This window comes from Secundilactobacillus sp. MJ173, assembly GCF_059704265.1.
In genome coordinates this window covers 41,193-49,243 of record NZ_BAAKGN010000059.1, presented here as the reverse complement: position 1 = coordinate 49,243, position 8,051 = coordinate 41,193, and the positions used below count along the sequence as shown (strand labels likewise).

10 protein-coding genes are annotated in these 8,051 nt (G+C 42.1%); 3 read left to right on the top strand and 7 right to left on the bottom strand.

What is annotated here, in order from left to right:
- Nucleotides 1-218: 218 nt before the first annotated feature.
- The 3 genes from AC6H04_RS09015 to AC6H04_RS09005 form a co-directional block, all read right to left on the bottom strand.
- Nucleotides 219-1,601: a DHA2 family efflux MFS transporter permease subunit gene (locus AC6H04_RS09015; RefSeq protein ID WP_497571350.1), complete on the bottom strand. Its 1,383-nt coding sequence runs from the start codon at nt 1,599-1,601 to the stop codon at nt 219-221.
- Complete coding sequence (locus AC6H04_RS09010) at nt 1,598-2,017, bottom strand: MarR family winged helix-turn-helix transcriptional regulator (RefSeq protein ID WP_497571349.1); 420 nt, start codon at nt 2,015-2,017, stop codon at nt 1,598-1,600. The genes AC6H04_RS09015 and AC6H04_RS09010 overlap by 4 nt, the downstream gene beginning before the upstream one ends.
- A 174-nt stretch (nt 2,018-2,191) precedes the next feature.
- Nucleotides 2,192-2,758 carry a helix-turn-helix domain-containing protein gene (locus tag AC6H04_RS09005; RefSeq protein ID WP_497571348.1) on the bottom strand — a complete coding sequence of 189 codons (567 nt, stop codon included), beginning with the start codon at nt 2,756-2,758 and terminating at the stop codon, nt 2,192-2,194.
- Between the two features lie 168 nt (nt 2,759-2,926).
- Here AC6H04_RS09005 and AC6H04_RS09000 point away from each other — a divergent pair, with 168 nt between their 5' ends.
- Nucleotides 2,927-3,634 (top strand): AzlC family ABC transporter permease, encoded by a 708-nt coding sequence (locus AC6H04_RS09000; protein ID WP_497571347.1) that lies wholly within the window; start codon nt 2,927-2,929, stop codon nt 3,632-3,634.
- On the top strand, nt 3,621-3,953 hold the full coding sequence (locus AC6H04_RS08995; RefSeq protein ID WP_497571346.1) for an AzlD domain-containing protein: 333 nt from the start codon (nt 3,621-3,623) through the stop codon (nt 3,951-3,953). Before AC6H04_RS09000 ends, AC6H04_RS08995 begins: the two co-directional genes overlap by 14 nt.
- Nucleotides 3,954-4,347: 394 nt before the next feature.
- Here the strand turns inward: AC6H04_RS08995 and AC6H04_RS08990 are convergent, their stop codons facing one another.
- From AC6H04_RS08990 to AC6H04_RS08975, 4 genes are all read right to left on the bottom strand, one after another.
- Complete coding sequence (locus tag AC6H04_RS08990; protein ID WP_168924421.1) at nt 4,348-4,566, bottom strand: YozE family protein; 219 nt, start codon at nt 4,564-4,566, stop codon at nt 4,348-4,350.
- A 13-nt stretch (nt 4,567-4,579) separates the two neighbouring features.
- Nucleotides 4,580-5,206, bottom strand: a complete 627-nt coding sequence (locus AC6H04_RS08985; protein WP_497571345.1) for a YpmS family protein — start codon at nt 5,204-5,206, stop codon at nt 4,580-4,582.
- 16 nt (nt 5,207-5,222) lie between these two features.
- Nucleotides 5,223-6,134 carry a DUF459 domain-containing protein gene (locus AC6H04_RS08980; RefSeq protein WP_497571344.1) on the bottom strand — a complete coding sequence of 304 codons (912 nt, stop codon included), beginning with the start codon at nt 6,132-6,134 and terminating at the stop codon, nt 5,223-5,225.
- A 155-nt stretch (nt 6,135-6,289) separates the two neighbouring features.
- Nucleotides 6,290-7,135 (bottom strand): DegV family protein, encoded by an 846-nt coding sequence (locus AC6H04_RS08975; RefSeq protein WP_497571343.1) that lies wholly within the window; start codon nt 7,133-7,135, stop codon nt 6,290-6,292.
- A gap of 205 nt (nt 7,136-7,340) precedes the next feature.
- Here AC6H04_RS08975 and trhA point away from each other — a divergent pair, with 205 nt between their 5' ends.
- Nucleotides 7,341-8,006 carry a PAQR family membrane homeostasis protein TrhA gene (gene trhA / locus AC6H04_RS08970; RefSeq protein ID WP_497571342.1) on the top strand — a complete coding sequence of 222 codons (666 nt, stop codon included), beginning with the start codon at nt 7,341-7,343 and terminating at the stop codon, nt 8,004-8,006.
- Nucleotides 8,007-8,051: the final 45 nt, after the last annotated feature.

Here is an 8,051-nt window from a genome sequence, read left to right as displayed (position 1 = left end):
AAATATGTCATGTGTCTTTGCAGTTATGGGCACATTGCTTGATTTAATTGTATTTTGACCCAATATGCCAATTTGAAAGGGATCTCTTCATGTCCTTACAGATCTTGTTTTCCCTCATTACCAAAAATGGTAAAACAAAGCCCATATAAGCAGACTCTATTTTACCATTCAATCCTTAACTTCGCCTATTTTTTAACACCAGTTACTAAACACTGGCTCTATTCTCGCCGTTTTCTCAACGTCCACCCTAGCACGATCAATGCAACCACACTAAAAATCAGTAACAACCAAAGGGCCCACTGGCTACCTAACATGGTACCCACTGCCTGTGACCGTCCCTTTTGACCACTAGCGACAATGGCTGAAGCAACCGCAGTTCCTAGGGCCGCCGCGAACTGTTGCAGGGTATTCATAATGGCGTTGCCGTCCGCTTGTTGGCGTTGGGACAATTGGTTCAGTGTATCAGTCAACACATTACCAAAGGCCAGTCCAATTCCCAACATAAAGCCCGCGTACAAGCCAATAACTTGACCATCACTCAACGGCATGCGGAACAATCCAAACGCAATCATCGAAACGAACACAATGGTTGCACCAATCAAGATTGGTCGCCGCGGACCAAAATGATCATATAGACGCCCACTAATGGGTGCCAGCACTGCGCCAAGCGCCGCGCCGGGAAGCACTATCAAACCGGCTTGTAACGCGGTGGCTTTATTAACCAGCTGTAAATAATTCGGCAAGATGAACGACAATCCTAACGCCATCATCTGGAACATCAAGAAAGCGAAGGCGTGTTGAGAAAAGCTGGCGCGACTAAAGGGTGTTAAATCCAAAATGGGCTGTGTTTGTCGCCGCTCTCTTAGAACAAATACGACCAACGCAATGACGCCTACTATGAAAGCAGTCCAGGCGAGAAGATGCGAAATCGTATTCGAATTAAATTCACTCACACCAAAAATAAGGCCACTGAAAGCCAGAATAAGTAACAGGACACTCAAAACATCTAAATGACTTGGCTTCAGAGCTTGTTTCTGTCGGATGCAGCTAATACCTAATACCAATGAAATCACGAGAACTGGTAGTAAGAAAACGAAAATGTACCGCCAGCTTAAATACGTGGTCACTATGCCGCCAAAAGTTGGCCCAATTGCGGGAGCGATCCCTGTGATCAGCGTCCCTACCCCCATCATGGCACCAATTCTCGAACGGGGAACCTGCTCTAAAATGATGTTAAACATTAACGGTAAGGCAATCCCCGTACCCAGGCCCTGTACGGCACGTCCCAACAGTAATACCCAAAAAGTCGGCGCGCTGCCATCTAAAATCAGACCCAGCATAAACAGTAGATTAGCGACAATAAAGAGCTGTCGCATCTTAAATGTCCGCTTAAGGTACGCGGATAGCGGAATGACTGCTGCGACGATCAACAGATACAGCGTCGTTAGCCACTGTACTGTACTGGTATTGACATCAAATTCGTGCATGATCGTGGGAAAAGTAATGTTCATGGCAGTTTCTACGATGACACCGCTAAATGACAGTAATCCGGTGGCAAAAATTGCCCCAATTACGCGACGTTCAATTCGCGTCTCGCTCATTTTGCCACCCCCTTGATCCAATATTGCAGCATACGTTCGAAATCAGCGCGCTCAGAAGCGGTAAACTGTTCAACAAATCCCGCCTGAATGCGATCCATATAAGCTTGAGTAATTTGTTGGAGTTGCTTGCCCTTAGTGGTCAACGTGACTTGTTTTTGCCGACCATCTTCTACGTAGCGTGCTTGTTTCACTAGGTCACGAGCCTGCATACGTTGCAGCAGCACCGTAGCAGTGGACCGGCGGATACTAAATTCGTTCTCAATATCACGCTGAAGACAGACACCTCCCACGTTGCCAAGAAAATCCAGTATCGACATTTGAGTCCCCGTTAAATTGTATTGACGCGCGTAATCGTCCATTTGTCTAATCAATTGATTATCTGCTAACTTAATCAATCGACCGTAATTTGTTTCCACTTAATCAAATCCTTTCGTTAGCCGACTAACGATTATCTTAGCACGATATCTAATCGCAAACAATACAAAAAGATTAAGGGTATCGACTATAAGCTATTTAACAAATCGAGCCTGATATCAAACCTCAATTAGCCGAAGACGATACACAATATTGTCCGCTATTCCAAGGGATTATTAAATCGGGTAGAAGTTAATGACGATTGCCTTTAAAAGACCACTACCAGAATTTTGGTAGATATGTTGATTGGTTGGATCAAAGCGAGTGGCATCATCTTGATTTAAAACGATTTTTTTACCACCAATTACCAACGTCAATTGGCCAGTCAAAACCATCACATACTCTTCCGAATCCAGGTTTTGATTAGTCTTGGCATGACCAACAGAAGTATAGCTAGTACCCTCATCCAGTTCTATTTGGAAAAGCTCGAAGTTATGATGTGGCGAATCAGAATAATAACCATAAATTCGGTAATGACCATCGGGTGATCGCTGTTGGTTAATTTCGTCTTTTTTAATGATTTTACTAGTCGATTTAGGTCCCTCCAACAAAGTCGTGTACGGAATATTTAACCCAATACAAATTTTCCAAATGGTATTGATTGTGGGACTAGTCCCGTTATTTTCAATTTGAGAAAGCATTCCTTTACTCACACCAGAAAGTGCTGCAAGTTCTGTTAGACTTAATCCTCTTTCACTTCGGATTCTTTTGAGATTTTTACTAACAATCATTCCAATATTCATGGTAAAAACTCCTTAATTGTTATTGACATAGAATTAAAAATGCATTAAAGTTCTATTTGTGTTTAGTATATTGAACATTTAAATAATATATTAAACATCAACTACGGTGAAAATCAATTATAGCCACTTCGCCGTTTAAAAATAATTAAAGAATGGAGGTAATACTTTGTGGATAATAAGTTAACCGTTTCAAGCGCAGCAAAAGAAATACTTCCAACAGTATTTGGATACATCGGAATCGGCTTAGCTTATGGCATCGTGGGAAAAGCTTCAGGATTGAACCCATTTATGATCACTTTGATGTCATTAATTACATATGGCGGTGCTTCGCAATTCATTATCATTAGCATGCTTGCAGCACACAGTCCAATGCTATCAATTATTTTATCAGCTTTTTTAGTTAACTCTCGTATGATCCTGATGAGTACTACTTTAGCACCTTATTTTCAAAAAGAAAATCTGCTTAAAAATATTATTTTAGGTGGGCTGGTTACGGATGAAAGTTTTGCACTCAGTATGAATAAGGTTAACTACACCAATCGAAAACTGAATTTTACTTGGTTCAATACAGTAAACTTCATTGCTTATGGTGTGTGGGCACTTGCTTCTCTAATGGGCGCTTTATTAGGTAACTTCATTACTAACCCCGATAAATTCGGTTTGAATTTTGCCTTAGTCGCCATGTTTATTGGCTTGCTTTACCTGCAATTGGTCAGTGATAAATCCATTAAATTTAGTCTACAACTACTGGTGGTTGGCTTTGTTTTAATTGCAACTTTCATCGGCATTATTTTTATTCCTGCAAATCTATTAACACTGGTGATCACATTATTAGCTTGTGAATTTGGGGTGGTGATAAAACATGCCTTCTTCTAACTTTATTTTATTAACAATCTTAGGATCCGGATTGGCAACTTGGTTATCTAGAATCATGCCATTCGTTATTTTAAAAAAATTTAGATTATCCAAAGGAGTCGTAGAATTTTTAAGCTTCGTCCCCGTTTCAATTATGTCAGCTTTATGGTTTGAAAATTTGTTTATCCAGCATCTAGGTCACCTGCCCTCGTTAGACGTTCCCAACCTGCTGGCATCTTTGCCAACAGTGTTAAGTGCAATCATTTCCAAAAATTTATTGGTCACTGTAGTTGTTGGCGTTATCTCACTAGGCTTTTTAAGACTCGTTTTGGGAATGTAAGTCACCTTAGCAATGCTTTGAAAACGTAGCTCACTAAAAAACAGCCATTCATTAAGCAAATACATACTTAATGAATGGCTGTTTTGACTTACCCCTATTAGTTTAAAAGGTAAACTTGTATTTAATGACCAATCTCGGTCGCTTGTGTATATCCACTCCATCTTCATAGAGTTGCAAATAATTGGTAGCCTCAATGTCACCATCGTCAGACCGCTGGTTTAGTTCCCTAAGTGCGGCTGTTTTCAACATAAACCATGCCCAGCCACGACCAAATAAGTGTCTGTAAAGTTCTTCGTTTGTTTCATCTTGCATTGTTAATGCGCGCCTCTGTTCTGATTTATAGTTCACTTATACTGATATTACCATAATACTTAGTTGAAAGGGCAGCCAGTTTCTAATCTTGCTCTAAATACATTTGCCATGCCTGATCAAACACCGTCATGGACGGCAAATAACTGGCGTTTTCTTCAAGATACTTGGATAACACGTCAAATTGTGTCTCTTGCTTTGGAAAGGCCTGATCATAAAACGCATTATTCGCAAATTCAGCCACGGGTTCGTAATCTTCGGGATTGCGCTGCGTCATTAAAAACTGGTAAAAACTTTGTCTCACGATGACCCCTCCTTTAGGATTTGGACTTTGGAATCAACACTTTAAACTCAAATTTGCCAGCACCGTTCATATCGATTTTTTCGGCACGGTACTGAACCCCATTCGTCCTAAAACGTTGCAGATCCATCGTAATCGTCTTCTGATGGACGTTTAATTCCACCCATTTCGGTAAATTATACTGTGCCTTAATGTAACTGAGTACCGCACTGACGGGGACGTTTAACTGTCCCACCGCCAATTTACCAGCCTTAAGTTGAACATTACCATTCGCCAAAACGGTTGGTTTCAAGGTTAACCCAAAGTTTACTGGCAGACCCAGTAACTTTGTTTGACCAGTAAGAACGGCATCTTGGTGCACTTCAAACTGATAATCAACCTTTTGTCGGCTTTGATCCTGAAACTGGTTTAAATAGTAAGCAGCCATAGCGTTTAACTGTTTTTTATTCAGATTGACGTTGAAACTAGCCGCTGTTGCGGGTGCGCTGGTTGAGACGGCACTTTCTTTTGGCGCTGAAAACATTTTAACGCCCATGGTACCAATCCCTAGAACGATCACAGCCACCAATGCAATAAACGCCCATTTCCATGGATTAACTGTTTTCTTTGCTGCTGTTTGTGCTTGTCGACTTCCTGTGTTCAAAACATCACCTCAAAATCTATCGTTGACGCCAATTAACATTATTTTGAATGGCTTGACTTAACTTAGTCGCCATCACATTATAACCCTTTTTGTTGGGATGAAAATGATCTTCAGTGGATAAGTAAGCGTTCTTTTCCTTACTATCCTGGGTCTTTAGCAGCTGTTCGACTTTTTCTGGATCTACGAAGGCCTGATCGTTTTGCCGATTTTCCGTTTTCAGCTTGGCTTGCGCACTGGCCGACTGATACTGACCATGCGAAAGGGTTGCGTTAACGTTGACAAAATGCGTCCGTGACTGACTTTCCGCCACTTTTTGATTCACTTGATTCCACTGATCAACAGATGAGCTGATCATCGTGGCATTGGTAAAGTAAACGTACACTGGATTATAAATGCCGAATAAATAAACTTGAGCATGGGGGTTCACTTCATGCACATCAGCGACCAGTTGTGTGAGCTTTTGCTGGTATTCCGTCTTCAGTGGTGCCATCTTTTTAGTCATCTCAGTGTCACTGTTCACCATAATGTTCTTTTCTAAGGACTGCAGCAGATCATTACCACCAGCCGTCAGTGCGATCACGTCCGCTTTTCGCAACGAACGTCGTAACTTCTGATTCGTTTGAACACGGTGATCGATTTGATCACTGCGTTCACCACCAATTCCGTAATTTGCGGTTTGAGGTTTCACGTAGTAAGTCTGACTGAGCTGCTTTTTTAAGAGCGGTAAATATCCCGAATGATCATGGTCATAACCGATTCCTTGTGTAAGGGAATCACCCACACCCACGATCCTGACCGTTTTGAGCACGATTGGTTTCTTCTGTTGAATACTCTTGGAACCCGACTGATGCTGAAGCCAGAACCAGCCACCACCGATGATCACGATTAAGATTACTAAAAGCAAAAACCATTTTAAAAATCGACGCATGTCAAAACCCCTTTATTAAGCGTATACGCATTATTCCATAAGCATACAACCAGTTAAAATGACAAATGAGATGGCCTGATGACCATCTCATTCATTCTATACGACCTACCGCCGTTATCAGGCTAAGTTTTAATTAAATTTTTGTTTCCAAGACACTAGTCATCAAAATAGTAAACCAGTGCAAAGGCGCCTGGACCACCATGAGTGGCAATAATCGGCACCGTCTCACGAACCAAGATATCAAGGTTAGGAAACATGGGTTTAAGATGCTTTAAAATGTCGTCAACCATGCCCTCAGCGTGCACGTGAGAAATGCCAATGGCTTTGATGTTCGGCGTATTTTTCATCTGTTCATAAACCTTGTCATAGAATCGGTCAATGGTCTTCATGCCGCGGCCCTTGGTACGGATGTTTAACTGACCATCCCCCACCTGAAGGACGATCTTAATGTTCAGCAATGATGAAATTGCTCCGGTCATGCGGTTGATTCGGCCACCCTTAACCAGGTTATCCAACGTCATGACGCCCATGTATAAACGGGTGTTTTTCTGAACCTTCTTGGTAACGGCCACGACTTCTTCAACGGAGGCACCCTTTTCAGCGGCCTTGGCAGCTTCAATGCATTGGAAGGCCAGTGCCCGATCGGTAGTGCCGCTATCAACAACGGTAACATCAGACTTCGAAATCTTAGCAGCTTGTTCAGCTGTATGCACCGTACCACTGATTGCTTCTAGCATGTTCAAGCAGACCACTGGACTACCATCAGCACCAAGATCATCGAAAACTTTGATGAAATCACCTAGTGGCGGCTGGCTGGTCTTTGGGAACACCTTTGAATGTTCCATTTTATTAATAAATTCTTCATTAGTGATGGTGTGGCGTTCAACGTAAACCACATCATCGATCATAACCGTTAACGGCACGATTGTAATATGATATTTTTCAACTTCTTCGTCTGTTAAACCCGCAGATGAATCAGTGACTATTTTGACAGTTGCCATGATTGATTATAACCACGCTTTCTTCCCCATTGTAGGTGTTTTCATGCTACAATTAATTTTAGTGCATGAAAACGATTCGATAATAGTATAGCAGATGAACCAGCGTGTAACAAGGCGTTAAGGCGCTTGCTAATAGCATATTTAAAAGATATTAGAGAGCCGTTCATGCGGATTCACTTAAAATTTTCATCAAGGAGGATGCCCCATGATTCAATCCAAACACCTAAAAACGAAGCCGGAATATTCTAGAAGGTATCAGATTATTAATGAAGTGCTCAATTCTGTTACCCACGGTATTGGGGTCGGGCTGAGCATCGCCGGACTGGTTCTGTTGATCATTCGCGGTGTTCATGAAGGTGGCGCAATGCGCATCACCGCGTATAGTATCTACGGTGCACTGCTGGTCATCTTTTACCTCGCCTCGACCCTTTTTCACAGTCTCTATTTCACCCGTGCCAGCCACCTGTTTCAAATCTTTGACCACTGCGCCATTTACCTCTTAATTGCTGGTACGTACACTCCGTATTGCTTGGTGGTCATCAAGGGCACGCTGGGCTGGGTGATCTTCGGTGTTATCTGGGCCATGGCGATCCTCGGTGTGGTTTACAAATGTCTCTGGTTGGGTAAATTTCAGAAGCTGTCCACGGTGATTTACGTGGTCATGGGCTGGTTTTGCGTCCTCGGTTTCAAGCAGCTTTTCTATGGTCTCGGGGTTCATGGCTTCACCCTATTAGTGTTGGGTGGCGTTGCCTTTACCTTAGGCGCAGTGATTTATAGCTTTAAGAGTATTAAATTCGGTCATGTTATCTGGCACTTATTTGTGCTTTTAGGAACGATTTTAATGTACTTCTCAATTTTACTATATGCTTAAGTAAAAATAGTTAACAAAAGCGATAACCCCCCTTGTTCAGGGATT